Here is a 17,759-nt window from a genome sequence, read left to right as displayed (position 1 = left end):
GTTTGATGTTTCCTAACTGAGGGGTATCGCCCCATGTCTGCATCTTCAGATAGCAAATCACGCGGCTACTTCGACAGTTTCGGCAAAAGCGCCGAGGCCGAGTTCATGCCGGAAACCGCCGGCGCTTCGTTGCAGGATTCGCCGCGCTGGTCGCGGATCACCGTGTGGCTCGCAGCGGCGCTGCTGATCAGTGCGCTGGTCTGGGCCAAGTTCGCCGTGCTGGAAGAAGTGACCATGGGCGAAGGCAAGGCGATTCCGTCAAGCAAGGTCCAGGTGATCCAGAACCTGGAGGGCGGGATCGTCACCGAGATTTTTGTCCGTGAAGGACAGATGGTGAACAAGGGCGACAAGTTGCTGCGCCTGGATGACACACGCTTCCTGTCGAACAAGGGTGAGAGCGAGGCCGATCGTTACGCCCTGACCGCGCAAGTCGAACGCCTTTCCGCCGAAGCCGAGGGCCGTCCGTTCAAACTGTCTGACGAGGTGATCGCCAAAGCGCCACAGGTCGCCGAAGACGAACGGGCACTCTACGACCAGCGCCAACGGCGTCTGGCCAGCGAACAACGCACCCTCACCGAACAGCTGCGGCAGAAGACTCAGGAGCTGGCGGAATTCCGCTCCAAGCAAGGCCAGTACAGTTCCAGCCTGGCGCTGCTGCAGCAAGAGATGAACATGTCGGCGCCACTGGTCGGCACCGGTGCGGTGTCGCCGGTGGAGATCCTGCGACTGAAACGCAGCGCGGTGGAAATTCGCGGCTCACTGAACGCAACGACCCTGGCCATCCCAAGGGCGGAATCGGCAATCAACGAGATCAAGAGCAAGATCGACGAATCGGAACAGACTTTCCGTTCCGACGCCGCCAAGGACCTCAATCAGAAGCGCACCGACCTGTCGAAAATCACCGCGTCGAGCATCGCCATCGACGACCGCGTCAGCCGCACCACCGTGACTTCGCCAGTGCACGGGGTGATCAAGCAACTCAAGATCAACACCATCGGCGGCGTGGTGCAGCCGGGCAGCGACATGGTGGAAATCGTGCCGCTGGAAGACAACCTGCTGATCGAAGCCAAGGTGCGTCCGCAAGACGTCGCGTTCCTCCATCCGGGCCAGAAAGCCATGGTCAAGTTCAGTGCCTATGACTACACGATCTACGGCGGGCTGAGCGCAAAACTGGAACTGATCGGCGCCGACACCATCACCGATGACAAGGGCAACAGCTTCTACCTGATTCAGGTGCGCACCGATAAAAACCATTTGGGCGGGGACGTGAAACCGCTGCTGATCATCCCGGGGATGGTGGCGACGGTGGACATTATTACCGGGGAGAAAAGTGTGCTGGATTACCTGCTCAAACCAGTGCTCAAAGCCCGGACCGAGGCGATGCGGGAGCGGTAGAAATGTCTGGATTTTGTGGTGAATTGGCTGGCCTCATCGCTGGCAAGCCAGCTCCCACAGGTTCTGAGGTGTTCACAGATTTTGTGTTCGACACGGACACTGTGGGAGCTGGCTTGCCAGCGATGGGGCCAGGCCAGACAACAACTATTTTTCTCCATGATTTCGCTGGTAGACCTCCTCCCCCATCGCCGCAATCTGCCCCTCGATCAACGCCTCGAACGGCTTGAGCAACGGCGCAAACGTCGTCGGCGCTTCCAGAGTTTCCAGCGCCTGCACAATCGCCTCGATGGTCGACAACGCCCCCGGCCCCGGTGCCTTGCGCAACCGGTAGCGCGACACCCCGCACTGCGCCAGCGTCACCCGTGGCAACGCAGCCAATAGCGGATTGAGGTGGAGCATCTTGCGCGCCTTGCGCCAGGTGCCGTCCGGCACCACCAGCAACAACGGTTGATCGGATTCGCGGTAAGCCTGCATCGGCTGCGCATCGTCAGCGGGAAACAGCAACCGCGCCTGATACCCCGGCTGACTCAACAGCGCCGGTAAATCCTCGAACACTTCACCGACAATCAACTCGGCATTGGTCAAACCCAGCGCTGCCAGTCGCGCGGTGTTGAGCGCGTGATTGACCTCGCTCGGATGCTGCAACAGCAGAACGCGGGTGCGGCTGTCGAGGCGCGGAATCAGCGAGCACAGGCAGTGGCTTTGTGGGCGCAGGCAGCGCGGGCATTGGGGTCTGGACATGGTTCTTATGCCTGATTGAGCTGTGCTTTGAGCAAATCACGGAAGGTCTGGATCAGCGGCTCGCGGCTGCGGCCACGGCGCATGATCATCGAAAACGGCGCCTGATAACCGAAGGTCGCCGGCAGCAACACGCGCAGGTCGCCCTTGTCGGCCCAGGCCTGGGCGTAATGTTCTGGCAAGTAACCGATGTAGGCGCCGGACAGCACCAGAATCAGCTGCGCCTCCATACTTTCCACGGTCGCCGCGCTGTGCTTGAAACCGTGCCGTGCCAGCTCTGCCTGGCTCCAGTAACCACGGCCGACCATGCGTTGCTGGGTGATGACCTGCTCGGGGATCCGCCGTTCGTTGAACAGCGGATGCCGGCTGCTGCAATACAGCCAGTGCTGCTCGCGGTACAGTGGCATGTACACCAGACCGCTCATGCGCGTGGAAAACGCACCGATGGCAAGATCGAGTCGATTGTCCTGCACGCCGAGCTGCAATTCGTACGGGCTCATCACCGACAGATGCAAATGCACCGCCGGGTGTTCCTGACTGTAGGCACCGATGGCTTCGGCGAACGGCAAGGCCTTATCGCTGACAGTGGAGTCGATCACCCCGAGGTTGAGCGTGCCGCGCAGTTCGCCCTTGAGCGCCGCGGCGTATTGCTCGAAACCTTCGAGTTCGGCGAGCAGGCGCAGGGTTTCCTGATGGAACAGCTCACCCTTGCTGGTCAGGCTGAACCCACCGCGCCCGCGATGGCACAGCACCAGACCGAGCGCCGCTTCAAGCTGGCTCATGTAAGTGCTGATCGCCGAGGTCGACAGGTTGAGTTCCTGCTGCGCATTGGCAAAGCCCTGATGGCGGACCACGCTGACGAAGATGCGCAATAGTTTCAGGTCGGGTAAAGCGTTGGCCATGCGGCTCTCCAAACATCTGTCGAACGCTGATGACTTTGTGGTGAGGGGATTTATCCCCGATGGGTGGCGAAGCCGCCCCAAGCCTGCAAATCGATCCATCCGGGAAGTCGCGAGCAACGAGTTTACGACTGCTGCGCAGCCGATCGGGGATAAATCCCCTCGCCACAGGGGTATCAGTACGGGTTCGGGAAGTCTATCCCGCGCCTCACCATTAGTTTAGAAAAATCTGAACTAAGTTTTTGCCCGTAGCGATTCTTCCCCCGCACTACATTTCGCAGAATCGGCCCCACAGCGGCGTCCGAACCTGTGCTCAACGGTGCGCCGACATAAATAAAACAAAGACGATGAGGCCCTACCCGTGGACAAGATTCTTCACCAACCACTGGGCGGCAACGAAATGCCGCGCTTCGGCGGCATCGCCACCATGCTCCGACTCCCCCATGTACCGACCGCTGCCGGCCTGGACGCTGCCTTCGTTGGCGTGCCACTGGACATCGGTACTTCGCTGCGCCCCGGCACCCGCTTCGGGCCGCGCGACATCCGCACCGAATCGGTGATGATCCGCCCGTACAACATGGCCACCGGCGCTGCGCCGTTCGACTCGCTGTCGGTTGCCGACATCGGTGACGTGGCGATCAACACCTTCAACCTGCTCGACGCCGTGCGCATCATCGAAGAAGCCTACGACAACATCCTCGAGCACAACGTGATCCCGATGACCCTGGGTGGCGACCACACCATCACCCTGCCGATCCTGCGGGCGATTCACAAGAAGCACGGCAAGGTCGGTCTGGTGCACATCGATGCCCACGCTGACGTCAACGATCACATGTTCGGCGAGAAGATCGCCCACGGCACGACCTTCCGTCGCGCCGTCGAAGAAGGTCTTCTGGACTGCGACCGCGTGGTGCAGATTGGTCTGCGCGCACAGGGCTACACCGCTGACGACTTCAACTGGAGCCGCGATCAGGGTTTCCGCGTGGTGCAGGCCGAAGAATGCTGGCACAAATCGCTGGCGCCGCTGATGGCCGAAGTGCGCGAGAAAGTCGGCGGCGGCCCGGTGTACCTGAGCTTCGACATCGACGGTATCGACCCGGCCTGGGCGCCCGGCACCGGCACCCCGGAAATCGGTGGTCTGACGACCATTCAGGCGATTGAAATCGTACGCGGCTGCCAGGGCCTCGACCTGATCGGCTGCGATCTGGTAGAAGTCTCGCCGGCTTACGACACCACCGGCAACACCTCGCTGCTGGCCGCCAACCTGCTGTACGAAATGCTCTGCGTACTGCCTGGCGTGGTTCACCGCTGAGGGTTCGGCCATGAACGAACGTGATCAGGTGTTGAAAGCGGCTGCCGATCTGGTATCCGCCTTCGCTCGTAACGATCGCGAGGCTTATTTCGGCGCGTTCAGCGCCGATGCAAGTTTCGTGTTTTACACCCTCGAACAGCCGCTGCTGTCGCGCGATGCCTATCAGGCCTTGTGGGACAGCTGGCGTGCCGAGGATGGCTTTGAAGTGCTGTCGTGCACTTCGAGCAACGCCTTCGTCAGCCTGCAAGGTGACGTGGCGGTGTTTATCCATGACGTGGCCACCGAGCTGCGCATGCAAGGGGAGCAACATTTCAGCCAGGAGCGCGAGACGATTGTTTTCAAGAAACAAGCGTCGAGCCTAGAACAACAAGGCCATTGGCTGGCCTGCCACGAACATTTGTCCGCAATGCCGGAAGGGCTGCCATCCCCTTAGCCAAACAGGTGACGCCTCACACACGATGAGGCGCGCCTTTATGATCGGAGCAGATCATGAATAACAACAACAACGACCAAAGCCTTACGCAAATTGAAACCCACGGGGTCGAAAAGATCCCGGACCACGAACGCACCGCAGGCCCGACGGACTTGTTCCGGATGATCTTCGGGGGTTCCAATACCTTTGCCACCGCCGTGCTCGGCAGTTTCCCGGTGCTGTTCGGTCTGTCGTTTCAGGCCGGTGTCTGGGCGATTGTGTCGGGCGTGCTGCTCGGTTCGCTGATCCTCGCCCCGATGGGCCTGTTCGGCCCGCTCAACGGCACCAACAATGCCGTGTCCTCCGGGGCGCACTTCGGCGTGCACGGGCGGATCGTCGGTTCGTTCCTGTCGCTGTTGACCGCCATCGCGTTTTTCTCGCTCTCGGTGTGGAGTTCGGGGGATGCGTTGATCGGCGGCGCGAAACGCCTGATCGGTCTGCCGGAAACCGACCTGACCCTGGGCCTGGCCTACGGCCTGTTCGCGATTCTGGTGCTGACCGTGTGCATCTACGGCTTCCGCTTTCTGCTGTGGGTGAACAAGATCGCGGTGTGGAGCGCCAGCCTGTTGTTCCTGCTGGGCATCTTCGCCTTCGCCGGTCCTTTCGACGTCAACTACGCCGGCACGGTGAACCTCGGTCAACCGGGCTTCTGGGCGGCGTTCATCGGCGCGGCGCTGGTCGCGATGAGCAACCCGATTTCCTTCGGTGCGTTCCTCGGCGACTGGTCGCGCTACATCCCGCGTGACACCTCCAAGCAGCGGATCATGGCCGCTGTGGTGCTGTCGCAGATCGCCACGTTCATCCCGTTCCTGTTCGGCCTGAGCACCGCGACCATCGTCGCGATCAAGGCGCCGGACTACATCGCGGCGAACAACTATGTGGGCGGCCTGCTGGCGGTATCGCCGAGCTGGTTCTTCCTGCCGGTGTGCCTGATTGCGGTGATCGGCGGCATGTCCACCGGCACCACCTCGCTGTATGGCACCGGGCTGGACATGTCCAGCGTGTTTCCACGGGTGCTGTCACGCGTGAAAGCCACGCTGCTGATCGGCGTGCTGTCGATTGCCTTCATCTTCATCGGGCGCTTCGCGGCGAATCTGGTGCAAAGCGTGTCGACCTTCGCCGTGCTGATCATTACCTGCACCACCCCGTGGATGGTGATCATGATCATCGGCCTGCTGGTGCGTCGCGGCTTCTACTGCCCGGATGACCTGCAAGTGTTCACTCGTGGCGAGCAAGGCGGACGCTACTGGTTCAATCACGGCTGGAACTGGCGTGGTCTGGGCGCATGGATCCCGAGCGCGGCGGTCGGCCTGTGCTTCGTCAACCTGCCGGGACAATTCGTCGGCCCGCTGGGTGAGCTGGCCGGTGGTATCGACATCAGCCTGCCGGTGACCCTGGGCCTGGCGTCGGTGGTGTATCTGACGCTGCTGAGCCTGTTCCCGGAACCGCGGGAGGTGTTCGGGCCCAAGGATGCCCGGCGTGAAGCCGCAGTAAAACCTCAACTGCGTCAGGCCGCCTGACGCAAATCCCCTGTGGGAGCGAGCCTGCTCGCGAAAGCAATCTGTCAGTCACTTCTTTGTTGAATGTGCCGACGCCTTCGCGAGCAGGCTCGCTCCCACAGTGAGCAGCACCCCGAACCAAATTTGTTTCACCATAAAAAAGACAATCGGAGACACGCCATCATGGCTTTGGATTTATTCGTCGTCCTCATCTACGCCGCCGGCATGCTGTTGCTCGGCTACTACGGCATGCGCAAGGCCAAGACCAACGAGGACTTTCTGGTCGCCGGGCGTAACCTGGGCCCAAGCCTGTACATGGGCACCATGGCCGCGACCGTACTGGGTGGCGCGTCCACCGTCGGCACCGTGCGCCTGGGTTACGTGCATGGCATCTCCGGTTTCTGGCTGTGTGCGGCGCTGGGTTGCGGCATCGTCGCGCTGAACCTGTTTCTCGCCAAACCGCTGCTGAAACTGAAGATCTACACCGTTACCCAGGTCCTGGAAAAACGCTATAACCCGATGGCCCGCTCGGCAAGCGCGGCGATCATGCTGGCCTACGCGCTGATGATCGGCGTGACCTCGATCCTGGCGATCGGCACCGTGCTGCAAGTGCTGTTCGGCCTGCCATTCTGGATCTCGGTACTGCTCGGCGGTGGCGTGGTGGTGATCTACTCGGCGATCGGCGGCATGTGGTCGCTGACCCTGACCGACATCGTCCAGTTCATCATCAAGACCGTGGGCCTGATGTTCATCCTGTTGCCGATCTGCCTGTACCGCGTCGGCGGCTGGGACGAACTGGTGCTGAAGCTGCCGGCAGCGGCGTTCAACTTCACCACCATCGGTTGGGACACGATCATCACCTACTTCATGATCTACTTCTTCGGCATCCTGATCGGTCAGGACATCTGGCAACGGGTGTTCACCGTCAAGACCGCCAAAGTCGCCCAGTACGCCGGCAGCATCGCCGGTATCTACTGCATCCTCTACGGCCTGGCCTGCGCGCTGATCGGCATGGCCGCGCACGTACTGATTCCGGATCTGGACAACGTCAACAACGCCTTCGCCGCCATCGTCAAACTGTCGCTGCCGGACGGCATTCGTGGTCTGGTGATCGCTGCTGCACTGGCGGCGATGATGTCCACCGCCAGCGCCGGCCTGCTCGCCGCTGCCACCACGCTGACCGAAGACCTGCTGCCGAAACTGCGCGGCGGCAAACAGTCGAGTCTGGCGATCAACCGTCTGTTCACCTTGCTGACTGGTGTTGTGGTACTGGGCATCGCGCTGGTGGTGAATGACGTGATCAGCGCCCTGACCCTGGCCTACAACCTGCTGGTGGGCGGCATGCTGATTCCGCTGATCGGTGCGATCTTCTGGAAACGTGCGACCACCGCCGGCGCCATCGCCAGCATGGGCCTGGGCTTTGCTACCGCGCTGCTGTTCATGTTCAAGGATGGTCTGGATGCGAACACGCCGATCTACTACAGCCTGGCTGTGGGTCTGATCAGCTTTGTGGTGGTCAGCCTGGTCTCCCCTCGCCCGGCGACGGTGGCGAGTGCGATCTAAGCTTTGATGTAACGACTTGATGCTTTCTTCGACGGGTGTGGCGTCGGTTGCCACACCCGTTTTTTTACGTCTGGAGAAAAGTGAATATGAAGATCGTTTCGCGCGATCAGTGGTTCGAAGTTCAGCACTTGAGCGATGGCATTCGGTTGATCCATGAGCCGTATATCCGCCCGTTCTACCGCTGCAATTTGTGGCACGTGCAGGGGCGCGACAAAGACTTGTTGCTCGACAGCGGCTCGGGGCTGGTCAGCCTGCGCGAGCAGTTGCCGTGGATTACCGAGCGACCGCTGGTGGCCGTCGCCAGCCACTGCCACTTCGACCACATCGCCGGGCATCACGAATTCGCCGAGCGCCTGGTGCATCCTGCCGAGGCCGACATCCTCGCCGCGCCGGACGGCGAGAATGACCTGAGCCGGGCCTTCGTCGGCGAAGACATGTTCGACGCGCACCCGGACTGCCCGCTGTGCTACGCCGAATACCGGGTGAAGGCCGCGCCGGCCACCGGTTTTGTTGAGGATGGCGATGTGCTGGATCTGGGCAATCGCACCTTGCAGGTGCTGCACACGCCGGGGCATTCACCGGGCGGGATCAGCCTGTATGAAGCGGCGACCGAAACGTTGTTCAGCGGCGACATCATTTACGACGGGCCGTTGATCGAGGACGCCTACCACTCCAATCTGCAGGATTACGCGGCCAGTCTGCGGCGTTTGCAGGCGCTGCCGATCCGCACCGTGCATGGCGGGCATTTCGGCAGTTTTTCCGGCGGGCATTTACGTTCGATGATTGACGAATGGCTGCGCGGGCACGCTTGAGGCCTGCTGTAATCAGTCGAAACAACCACGAATACCTCTGCCATGAGAAGAGCTGCCGTGCGTGCTGCGGTGCACCGATACATTCAGCGCCTGCTGGACTCCCGCGAATTCAACGACGACACCAGTCTGGTGCAGTTAGGGCTGGAGAAGGCGGATATCGAGGATCTGATCTTTCATCTGGAAGATGAGTTCGGACTGACGGCGTTTACTGCCGAAGAGGATCACATGCTCAAGACCGCGAAGACTGCGAAGGACTTGAGCCGGTTTTTGCTGGAGATCGGGCGACACTGAAAGCAAAAGATCGCAGCCTTCGGCAGCTCCTACACTTTTCTGTAGGAGCTGCCGAAGGCTGCGATCTTTTGATCGTTAATCAGGCACTACCGCCGGCGAGGCTGACGCCGGCGCTGTTCGTCATCGGTGCGGATCGGTACGGGTTGCAGAGGCGGTTCGATCAAGCCGAGGGCAACACCCAAATCGTGCAGCCAGTTCTGAATTTTCTCTTTCATCGTCATGCCCCCTTCAGGGTAGTGCTGAGCGGCCGGAATTCTGAGGCCGCTTCGCACTGATAATAGTCCGAAGTCCTACGCAATGCTCGGTCAAATCCGCAATGATCTGTTACTGAATTGAACAGAATTACGATTGGTTGGTTCACGCCGTCTGCCGGGATTCACTCGATGCCACGGGATAGAGCGCTTGCTGCTGTTCAATCCAGGCATTGAGGTTGGCCCCGACCATGCCCTTGCGCCACATGAGCCATGTTGTCGCACTGGCAAACGGTTCGGCCAACGGGTGCACTGCAACGCTCTCGCGCCCCGGCAGACTGGCGAGCATCGACTCCGACATCAATGCCACACCGCTGCCGGCAATCACGCAGGCGAGCATGCCCTGATAGGACTCGATCTCCATCGCCCGGCCCATCGCCGCCTGATAGTGAACGAACCACGCCTCCAGCCGCGCGCGGTAGGCGCAACCATGACGAAAGGTGAATACCGCCCTGCCCTCGACCTCCTTGGCGCTGCGGATCGGCGGATGGTCGGCTTCGCTGATCAGCACAAGACGCTCGTCGCACAGCGGCACGCCGTCGATCCCCGCCAGTTGTGGCGGGCCGTCCACCAACGCCGCATCAAGACGCCCGGAGACCAGACCTTCGAGCAACTCGCCGCTGGGCCCAGACTGCACTTGCAGATTCACCGCCGGGTATTGCTTGTGATAGCGCGCCAGCAACGCCGGCAAATGGATCGCCGCAGTGCTGTACAGCGTGCCGAGGACAAAATCCCCGGCCGGCTGCCCGCCCATCACCGCCGCACTGGCCTGATCGCGCAAGGCGAACAGCTTGCCGGTGTAGTCCAGCAGGACTTTTCCCGCAGGCGACAACTGCAAACGCTGACGCTCACGAACGAAAAGTTCGACGCCCAATTGCTCTTCCAGTTGCTTGAGTCGGGTCGACAGGTTGGACGGCACTCGGTGCAGGCGTTCTGCTGCGCGGGTGATCGAACCTTCCTCGGCGACTGCCTGAAAGATCCGCAATTGGCTGAACTCCACAACCTTTCTCCATAACAGAACAAGTTTCTCACTATTATTCAATTTTAAAGAAAGTCAATCGCTTCTAGCCTGACGGTCATTGCTCCTTCAAAGGAATCCCAACCATGTCGCCACTGATTCGCTTATCCGCCTGTTTCGTCGCCCTGATGATGGCCATGGGCATCGGGCGTTTCGCCCTCACCCCGCAATTGCCGCACTTGCTCAGCGAAGGCCAGGTCGACCTGACGGCCGCCGGTCTGATTGCTGCGGCCAACTACCTCGGCTATCTGCTGGGTGCAGTGGACGCGATGTTCGCCCACCGTCCGCAGCAAGTGCAGCGCCGGTTGCATGGCGGTTTGTGGCTGTGTGTGCTGCTGACCCTGGCGTCGTTCTGGGCCAACGGTTTCTGGGCGCATTTGCTGCTGCGCTTCGGCACCGGGGTGGCGAGTGCCTGGGTGCTGGTGATGATTACGGCGCTGAGTCAACCACTGGCAGCGGCGGCAGGCCGGCCACGGCTGGGGGCACTGGTATTTGCCGGTCCCGGACTGGGAATTTTTCTGACCGGGTTGCTGGCACTGTTCTCACATCTGCTGAATCAGACCTCTGCCACCTTGTGGCTGATCTATGCCGCCGTGGCGCTGGTGATGTTGCTGGGGATCGTGCGGATCCTGCCGCAACCGGGCCTGCACACACCGGTAGCCACCCTCAACGTCAACCATTCGAATCGCGGTATCCCGCGACTGGCGGCGGTGTATGCGCTGTATGGCGTGGGTTACATCATTCCGGCCACGTTTCTCTCGCAAATGGCCAACGCGCAATTTCACGGGCAATGGCAGGCCGATCTGTTCTGGCCGTGTTTCGGTCTCGGCGCAGCGATTGGCGTGCTATTGGTGAGCCTGCGTCGTCACGATCCGAACACCACACGGCACTGGCTGACCGCCACCCTGTGGTTGCAGGCGCTCGGGGTCTTCGCCTGTCTATTGGGCAGCGCTTATGGTCTGGCGCTGGGGGTGGTGTTGTGTGGCATGCCGTTCCTCGCTTGCATGCAACTGGTGATGCAACGCTCGCGAGAACTGGCGCCGCACACAACTCAGCGCAACGCCGGACTGCTGACCGCATGCTTCGCCGTCGGCCAGCTCAGCGGGCCGTTGCTGGCGGCGCTGAGCAGCCATTTCAGCGGTGGTCTGCAACCGGCACTGATCATTGCCGGCAGCGGTCTGCTGATTGCCGGCGGGCTTGCGCTGCAATCGGTCAGTGCTGGCCGAGGGCTTTGCGCAAACGCCGACGCACCCACTGCTCAGCGCTGACAAAGGTGATGCCAAGCAACACCAGCACCGCGCCAATGACGAAGTTCACGCTCAACTCTTCACCAAGCAGCACCACGCCGAACGTGACGCCGAACAACGGCGTCATGAACGAAAACACCGCAAGGTTAGCCGCCAGATAGCGGCGCAGCAGCCAGAACCAGGTCAGGTAACTGAAGAACGACACCACCAGGCCCTGGAACAGTACGCTGGCCACCGCCACGGTGGTCAGGCTGACGTGGCTGATCTGGCCGCTGAACAGCGCGATCAACAGCAGGCCGACGAAGCCGACGATCAGTTGATAGAACAGAGTCAACGTCACCGGCGCTTCCGATAGCCGCGAAGCGCGCACCACCACAGTGGTCGCGCCCCAGCAGGCACCGGCAATGACCCCGAACGCATCGCCCAGCAGCATGCGCCGGTCGAGGTTGTCCCACGACACGCCGCCGGCGAAGGCAATGGCGATACCGACGAACGCGAGCAGAATCCCCAGCCATTGCAAAGGTCGCAGGCGTTCACTCGCCAGCAGGAAATGCACGCCGAGTGCGGTGAAAATCGGTGCGGTGTAGAGGAACACCGACATGTGCGCGGCGGTGGTCAGTTGCAGACCTTCGGCGATGAAGAAGAACTCCAGACCGAACAGCGCACCGGCCAGCAGCCCTCCACGCCAGGTGTTGCCCACCTGATCCCAACCGCCCTTCCAGCACAGCAGCAAACCCACCAGCAACGCGGAAATCCCCGAACGCCCGGCCGCCTGCATCACCGGCGCGATGTCGGGCGCGGCCCACTTGATCATCACTTGCTGCACGCCCCAGATCAGGCAGAGGCCGATCATCACCTGCAAGGCAAACCCATCGGCATTGCGCCGCTCGACACTCACCGCAACACCTCGAACACACACAACATGGCAGCCATCCAATGGTCAGAAATCTGTGTCGGGATTATCAATCAGTCGGACAGAAAAAACCGTCTGGAAAAGACATTTTGTTTGTCTGTTGCGGCAGCGGCGAATGGTTGTCGGCTGCGCCGCCATTCGCCAGCAAGCCCGCTCCCACAGGATGATCGCATTCCCCCTGTGGGAGCGGGCTTGCTCGCGAAGGCGTCGCCCCAGACAACAAAGATTACGGGGCTGACTTCACAAATCGCTTTGCCGCCAAAAAGCCGACCGTACACGCCACAGCAGTAGCAAACGTCCCCCACGCCCAATCCAGCAAACTCACCTGCACCGACCACCCGCGCAATGTCGCCCAATTGGTCAGGTCATACGTGCCATACGCCACCAGCCCCAGCAGCGCGCCCATCTTTGCCGCACGTTGCCAGCTCTGTGCCGGCAAGACTACAAACACCACGCAGCCAAAAACATACAGGCAATAAAAAACCGCTGCCGGAACCAGCAGCGGTTTTTCGAGCATCAGCGAACCGAGCAGTTCGCGGTAGGTTGGCGCCATCAGCACGCCGAGCCAGATACCGTCGAGCAACAGAAACGCCAGCAGAGTGGCGATATAAGCAAGCAACGGCTTTTTCATTTACCCGACCTCAAGTGACCCCATGCAACATGGGCCCCGCAAGGCTCAGGTTAGTTCAATGCGATCGGCATGAATGACGATCTTGCCTTCCTTGTACAGCGAACCGATGGCCTTCTTGAAGTTGCCCTTGCTGACACCGAACAGACTGCTGATCAACGCCGGATCGCTCTTGTCGCTGACGGCCAGCGTGCCATTGTTTTCACGCAACTTGGCGAGGATCTTCGAGCTCAGGCTGCTCGCCGCTTCCTGACCCACCGGTTGCAGGCTGAGGCTGATCTTGCCGTCGGCGCGCACTTCCTTGATGTAACCCTTCTCTCGCATGCCGGACCGCATGAACTTGAAGATTTCATTCTTGTGGATCAAGCCCCAGTGCTTGTTGTTGATGATCGCCTTGAAGCCCATGTCGGTGGCTTCGGCCACCAGCAGATCAACTTCCTGCCCGGCACTGTAATTGGCCGGGGTCTTGTCGAGGTAGCGATCCAGACGTGCGGTGGCGGTGATGCGGCGGGTGTGTTTGTCGAGGTAGACGTGCACCACGCAATATTCACCAGCGGTCATCTGCCGCTTCTCTTCGGAATACGGCAGCAACAGATCCTTCGGCAGACCCCAATCGAGGAACACGCCGATGCTGTTGATTTCAACAACTTTCAGACTGGCAAATTCGCCGACCTGAACTTTTGGTTTTTCAGTGGTAGCGATAAGTTTGTCATCGCTGTCCAGATAAATAAAAACGTTGAGCCAGTCTTCATCTTCGCTGGGAATATCTTTAGGGATATAACGGTTGGGCAAAAGAATTTCGCCGTCGGCACCGCCGTCCAGATATAAACCGAAGTTAGTGTGTTTAACCACTTGCAAACTGTTGTAACGCCCGACTAAAGCCATTTTCCAAAACCCTCATTGCGTGGGCGGCATTCTACCCGGTTTTGCCGGTCTCGTTCGCTGGGCAAGCAGCCTGCCGTAGAAAATCTGCGGACACCTTGATTTCCCTGGGTTTGGCGCGGACGGCTCGCCATTCGTCAGACCAGCGCGTAGCCTGCAGCGCCGTTTCACGGCGGACATTTGCGCCAATGAAGAATAAATGTTGTTATTCAAAACAGTGGCTTAGGGGAATATTTCGGATAATTAATCGAGAATAATCCACCCACGCGCTCAGTTATTCCCGGGGATATTTATCAAGCAATTGTCAAGTTATTCCTGTACGATGCCTGGCCGAGTTACTTTTCTACAGGTTAATGGCCGCCATGCGTGTAAAAGCATCCACCAGCAAAGCAAAGCCAGCTCCAGCCGTTGAAACCAGCGAATCGATCAACGATCAGATCGCAGCGTTCCTCAAGTCCGGCGGCGAAATCCAGCAAATTGCCAAAGGCGTCAGCGGCCAGACGTTCGGTCCGTCCAAGCAGATCAGCCTGGGCAAGAAGTAACACCCGGTAATACACCCGTCCTGAGACGCTTTGAGCTTCGAAGCGTCTGGACTGGCACCCGCGTTACACCCTCCTTCTGTTTAACCAAATCTTTTGAAAATCGACGAACGGCCATCATTGCCGAGCATTCGCCGGTATCCTTGCACGCGTCTGGATCAAGCGTTTCAGCAGGCCAAGCCCTGCCCTCGCTGTTCATGGAGTGACGCATGCTCAAATCAACTTTCTGTTTATTGTTTGTGGGCCTTATGGCCTGCTCATCGGCGCACGCGCAAATTTTCCAGCGCGAGCTCGGCGACTTCGACCTCAAACTCGGCACCACGCCCAGCCGCAGCATGGCTCAGGGACTGGTCAAGCCGTCAGCCGTCGGCTCGTTTCACGGCGGCCTCGATCTGAGCCACGACAGCGGTTTGTATGTCGGCCAGTACGCACCGAGCATGGGCCTGACCCCGGGCAAGAACCTCGAAATCGACTCCTACATCGGCTTTAAACAACCTTTCGATCAGACCCTCGGCTACGAAGTCGGGATGATCCATTACAGCTATCCCAAAGTAGACACCCTCGACAGTCAGGAGCTGTTCGGCGGCCTGACCCTGCTCGGCAGCCGCTTCGGCGTCGCCGTGAGCAACGACCCGGACAAACAGAACAACACGCTGTTCGCCGACCTCGGCGGCAATCAGCCGTTCGGCATCGGGATCAGCATGAAATACACCACCCACCAACTGAACACGCCGGTGTCGGTGGACGGTGGTTATGTCAGCAGTTTTACCGATTGGTCGGTGAAGTTTTCCCGACCGTTCATGGGCGTCGATCTCGATCTGATCTACAGCAATTCCAACCTCAGCGGCAGCGAATGCTCGGCGTACTCGGGGCACAACAGTCAGTGTGACGGGTTGGTGACGCTCAAGGCCGAGCGCGCATTCTATTGATCGGCTGAACTGCCGGGAGCTTCCTGCGTTCACATGAGAATCAGACGTCAGGCTCTCGCAAGGATTCGCTCATGTCTCGCTGGTTCAAACACCTCGCCACCCTGCTGATCTTCACCCTCGCCCTCGGCGCCTGCAGCCGCGTCGGCCTGGCCTACCGCAATCTCGACGTGATCATTCCATGGACGCTTGGCGACTATCTGGACATGACCAGCGAGCAAAAAGACTGGTTCAACGATCGCCTCAAGGAGCACCTGAACTGGCACTGCACCACGCAATTGCCGGGCTACCTCGACTGGCTGGATCGCTTGCAGGCAATGGTCGAAAGCAATCAGGTGACCGACGCTGCGCTGCAAGCACGAACCGAGGAAGCGAAAAAAGCCATTGCCGAAACTGCACGGCAGATCACACCGTCGGCCATCGAGCTGCTGCAAGGGCTGGACGACAAGCAAGTCGCCGAGATGAACGACGCGTTCGCCAAGGATCTGCGCAAACGGGAAAAGGAATATGTCAAACCGCCACTGGCGCAGCAGATCGCCGAGCGCGGCGCGCGCATGGACAAGCGTCTGACCGATTGGCTTGGCCCGTTGAGCGCCACTCAGGAACAACGGGTGATGGCTTGGTCGACCGCTCTGGGCGATCAGAACACTCAATGGATCGCCAACCGCGCACATTGGCAGCAGCAGTTCAGTCACGCCGTTGCCCAGCGTAAAAGTGCCGAATTCCCACAACGAATCGAGACACTTCTGGTCAACCGCGAGCGTTTATGGACATCGGATTACCAGAAGGCTTACGCCAACACCGAAGCGCAAGCGCGCTCGCTGGCGGTGGATCTGATGGCCGAAAGTACGCCGCAGCAGCGTCAGCGGTTGCTCAAGAAAATCGAAGGGGTGCGTAAAGATTTCAACGACCTCAAATGCCTCAAGGCCGCACAAAAACCTTAAGGCTATGCAAAAAACAAAGTGGGAGCGGGCTTGCTCGCGAATGCGGTGTATCAGACACGTAAATGGTTAATGACACGCCGCATTCGCGAGCAAGCCCGCTCCCACAAAGGCTGTCAGGCAATCTGCGCTTTGGAAGCCACCTCATCAAACGTCGCTTCATCCAGCGCATCTTCCTGCTCGTCCAACACCTGCCGCGGATGATCATTGCCGGGAATGCTGCTGTCGATCAGGCTCAGCAGGCTTGATCCGCGTGGCGTCAGAATGAAATTGCTGCCGGTACTGCCCATATGATCCGGGCGCGGTTCGATAAATCCACGATCGAGCAACAAGCCTTCATATTCGCAAGCCACCGTTTTCAGGTGATCCAGATTCTCGATCGGCTCGCCTGCACTGGCTTTCTGCGCCGCATAGTCCTCGGCATATTTTCGCGGCGCGAAACTTTCGCCTGCACTGTTCTGCACTTCATGCAGCAGGCGTTCAATCAAATCCCAGTTATAAGTCGTCATCCTGATTCAACCTCCGGTGCGCGTGATTTGGGGCGCTGTCATAGGTTGTGACCCGGACGCATCGCAGCCGTTCAGCGCCATTTTCCGCGGCGACCGACCGGCGGTCTGTCGAATTGATCGAGGGTTAAACGACTAGTCTGACAAAGACGGTTTCAACCCCCGCAGGAGAAATCATCATGAACGTCGAGAATCATCCGGTGGTATCGCGCGAAGAATGGCTCGCTGCGCGCAAACAACATCTGGCCGAAGAAAAGGCCTTCACCAAGGAACGCGACCGCCTCAGCGCCAAGCGCCGCGCGTTGCCCTGGGTCAAAGTCGACAAGGACTACCAATTTCACGGCCCAAACGGCGAACTGAAGCTGGCCGACCTGTTCGGCAAGCACAGCCAGTTGATCGTTTACCACTTCATGTTCGCCAAGGACTGGGAGGAAGGCTGTCAGGGCTGCTCGTTCCTGTCCGACCACATCGACGGCGCCAATCTGCACCTGGCCCACCACGACATCGCAATGGTCGCGGTCTCCCACGCCCCGTTTGAACAGTTCCAGGCCTTCAAGCGGCGTATGGGCTGGAAATTCGACTGGGTGTCGTCAGACGGTTCCGATTTCAACTACGACTTTGGTGTTTGCGCCCGCGCTGAAGATGTTGCTGCAGGAAAGGCTACGTACAACTACGAAAAGACTGATAGTGCCGAGGAAGAAATGCCGGGGCTGAGCGTGTTTTATCGTGATGCAAAGGGCGACATTTTCCACACCTACTCAACCTATGCCCGCGGTCTGGACATGTTGGTGGGCGCCTACAACTACCTCGACCTCACGCCCAAGGGCAGGAATGAGGACGAGATCATGGAGTGGGTGCGGCATCATGATCGGTATGAAAATGAAAAAGCCTCGAGTTGCTGCCACCAGAGATAATCAGCAAATCAAA

The 17,759-nt window shown here is 59.7% G+C and carries 20 protein-coding genes; 12 read left to right on the top strand and 8 right to left on the bottom strand.

Translation table 11 applies throughout. The features are described 5' to 3' along the window. Window positions 1–33: 33 nt before the first annotated feature. Entirely contained in the window at window positions 34–1,395 is a 1,362-nt protein-coding gene (locus QRN61_RS25795; protein ID WP_285376112.1) for an HlyD family type I secretion periplasmic adaptor subunit, read from the top strand. Between the two features lie 144 nt (window positions 1,396–1,539). Here QRN61_RS25795 and QRN61_RS25790 read toward each other — a convergent pair whose 3' ends face one another. Both QRN61_RS25790 and QRN61_RS25785 read right to left on the bottom strand, forming a co-directional pair. After that, a complete protein-coding gene (locus QRN61_RS25790) occupies window positions 1,540–2,136 on the bottom strand; it encodes a tRNA-uridine aminocarboxypropyltransferase (RefSeq protein ID WP_097090487.1) in 597 nt (198 codons plus the stop codon). Window positions 2,137–2,141: 5 nt separating this feature from the next. Further along, window positions 2,142–3,035: a LysR family transcriptional regulator gene (locus QRN61_RS25785; protein ID WP_007956593.1), complete on the bottom strand. Its 894-nt coding sequence runs from the start codon at window positions 3,033–3,035 to the stop codon at window positions 2,142–2,144. A gap of 358 nt (window positions 3,036–3,393) precedes the next feature. Between QRN61_RS25785 and speB the strand changes: the two genes are divergently transcribed. The 6 genes from speB (at window position 3,394) to QRN61_RS25755 (ending at window position 8,981) form a co-directional block, all read left to right on the top strand. Continuing rightward, entirely contained in the window at window positions 3,394–4,344 is a 951-nt protein-coding gene (gene speB, locus QRN61_RS25780; RefSeq protein ID WP_003222717.1) for an agmatinase, read from the top strand. Window positions 4,345–4,354: 10 nt separating this feature from the next. Next, entirely contained in the window at window positions 4,355–4,777 is a 423-nt protein-coding gene (locus QRN61_RS25775) for a YybH family protein (RefSeq protein WP_027614575.1), read from the top strand. A 56-nt stretch (window positions 4,778–4,833) separates the two neighbouring features. Continuing rightward, a complete protein-coding gene (locus QRN61_RS25770) occupies window positions 4,834–6,336 on the top strand; it encodes a purine-cytosine permease family protein (RefSeq protein WP_285376108.1) in 1,503 nt (500 codons plus the stop codon). Window positions 6,337–6,498: 162 nt separating this feature from the next. Further along, complete coding sequence (locus QRN61_RS25765) at window positions 6,499–7,878, top strand: sodium:solute symporter family protein (protein ID WP_115987990.1); 1,380 nt, start codon at window positions 6,499–6,501, stop codon at window positions 7,876–7,878. 86 nt (window positions 7,879–7,964) lie between these two features. Then, window positions 7,965–8,690 carry an MBL fold metallo-hydrolase gene (locus QRN61_RS25760; RefSeq protein ID WP_285376104.1) on the top strand — a complete coding sequence of 242 codons (726 nt, stop codon included), beginning with the start codon at window positions 7,965–7,967 and terminating at the stop codon, window positions 8,688–8,690. Window positions 8,691–8,732: 42 nt separating this feature from the next. Further along, the gene (locus tag QRN61_RS25755) at window positions 8,733–8,981 is read left to right on the top strand and encodes a phosphopantetheine-containing protein (RefSeq protein ID WP_097090492.1); all 249 of its coding nucleotides are present in this window, start codon (window positions 8,733–8,735) and stop codon (window positions 8,979–8,981) included. An 86-nt stretch (window positions 8,982–9,067) separates the two neighbouring features. Here the strand turns inward: QRN61_RS25755 and QRN61_RS25750 are convergent, their stop codons facing one another. Both QRN61_RS25750 and ptrR read right to left on the bottom strand, forming a co-directional pair. After that, on the bottom strand, window positions 9,068–9,196 hold the full coding sequence (locus tag QRN61_RS25750; RefSeq protein WP_003184145.1) for a PA1414 family protein: 129 nt from the start codon (window positions 9,194–9,196) through the stop codon (window positions 9,068–9,070). Between the two features lie 142 nt (window positions 9,197–9,338). Continuing rightward, window positions 9,339–10,232, bottom strand: a complete 894-nt coding sequence (ptrR, locus tag QRN61_RS25745; protein ID WP_097090493.1) for a putrescine utilization regulator PtrR — start codon at window positions 10,230–10,232, stop codon at window positions 9,339–9,341. Window positions 10,233–10,336: 104 nt separating this feature from the next. Here ptrR and QRN61_RS25740 point away from each other — a divergent pair, with 104 nt between their 5' ends. Beyond that, on the top strand, window positions 10,337–11,518 hold the full coding sequence (locus QRN61_RS25740) for an MFS transporter (RefSeq protein WP_285376103.1): 1,182 nt from the start codon (window positions 10,337–10,339) through the stop codon (window positions 11,516–11,518). Here the strand turns inward: QRN61_RS25740 and QRN61_RS25735 are convergent. From QRN61_RS25735 to QRN61_RS25725, 3 genes are all read right to left on the bottom strand, one after another. Next, entirely contained in the window at window positions 11,463–12,395 is a 933-nt protein-coding gene (locus QRN61_RS25735; RefSeq protein ID WP_123586846.1) for a DMT family transporter, read from the bottom strand. The genes QRN61_RS25740 and QRN61_RS25735 overlap by 56 nt on opposite strands. A gap of 241 nt (window positions 12,396–12,636) precedes the next feature. Beyond that, window positions 12,637–13,041: a DUF2177 family protein gene (locus tag QRN61_RS25730; protein WP_103369204.1), complete on the bottom strand. Its 405-nt coding sequence runs from the start codon at window positions 13,039–13,041 to the stop codon at window positions 12,637–12,639. A gap of 45 nt (window positions 13,042–13,086) precedes the next feature. Next, window positions 13,087–13,923, bottom strand: a complete 837-nt coding sequence (locus QRN61_RS25725; protein ID WP_103369203.1) for a CvfB family protein — start codon at window positions 13,921–13,923, stop codon at window positions 13,087–13,089. Between the two features lie 350 nt (window positions 13,924–14,273). Here QRN61_RS25725 and QRN61_RS25720 point away from each other — a divergent pair, with 350 nt between their 5' ends. The 3 genes from QRN61_RS25720 to QRN61_RS25710 all read left to right on the top strand — a co-directional run bounded on the left by QRN61_RS25720 (window position 14,274) and on the right by QRN61_RS25710 (window position 16,329). Beyond that, window positions 14,274–14,462: a PFL_1563 family small protein gene (locus QRN61_RS25720; protein WP_016985943.1), complete on the top strand. Its 189-nt coding sequence runs from the start codon at window positions 14,274–14,276 to the stop codon at window positions 14,460–14,462. A 206-nt stretch (window positions 14,463–14,668) separates the two neighbouring features. Then, window positions 14,669–15,388 carry a TorF family putative porin gene (locus QRN61_RS25715; RefSeq protein ID WP_027614565.1) on the top strand — a complete coding sequence of 240 codons (720 nt, stop codon included), beginning with the start codon at window positions 14,669–14,671 and terminating at the stop codon, window positions 15,386–15,388. Window positions 15,389–15,459: 71 nt separating this feature from the next. Next, window positions 15,460–16,329, top strand: a complete 870-nt coding sequence (locus tag QRN61_RS25710; RefSeq protein ID WP_285376099.1) for a DUF6279 family lipoprotein — start codon at window positions 15,460–15,462, stop codon at window positions 16,327–16,329. A gap of 113 nt (window positions 16,330–16,442) precedes the next feature. On the opposite strand, the gene QRN61_RS25705 is transcribed toward QRN61_RS25710, so the two are convergent. Next, window positions 16,443–16,835 carry a transcriptional regulator gene (locus QRN61_RS25705; RefSeq protein ID WP_096797478.1) on the bottom strand — a complete coding sequence of 131 codons (393 nt, stop codon included), beginning with the start codon at window positions 16,833–16,835 and terminating at the stop codon, window positions 16,443–16,445. Window positions 16,836–17,011: 176 nt separating this feature from the next. Between QRN61_RS25705 and QRN61_RS25700 the strand changes: the two genes are divergently transcribed. Then, window positions 17,012–17,746 carry a DUF899 domain-containing protein gene (locus QRN61_RS25700; protein WP_183781720.1) on the top strand — a complete coding sequence of 245 codons (735 nt, stop codon included), beginning with the start codon at window positions 17,012–17,014 and terminating at the stop codon, window positions 17,744–17,746. The last annotated feature ends 13 nt before the right edge of the window (window positions 17,747–17,759 follow it).

Source organism: Pseudomonas sp. lyk4-TYG-107, assembly GCF_030209055.1.
Classification (GTDB): Bacteria; Pseudomonadota; Gammaproteobacteria; order Pseudomonadales; family Pseudomonadaceae; genus Aquipseudomonas; species Aquipseudomonas putida_A.
This window is presented reverse-complemented; position numbering and strand designations above follow the sequence as displayed.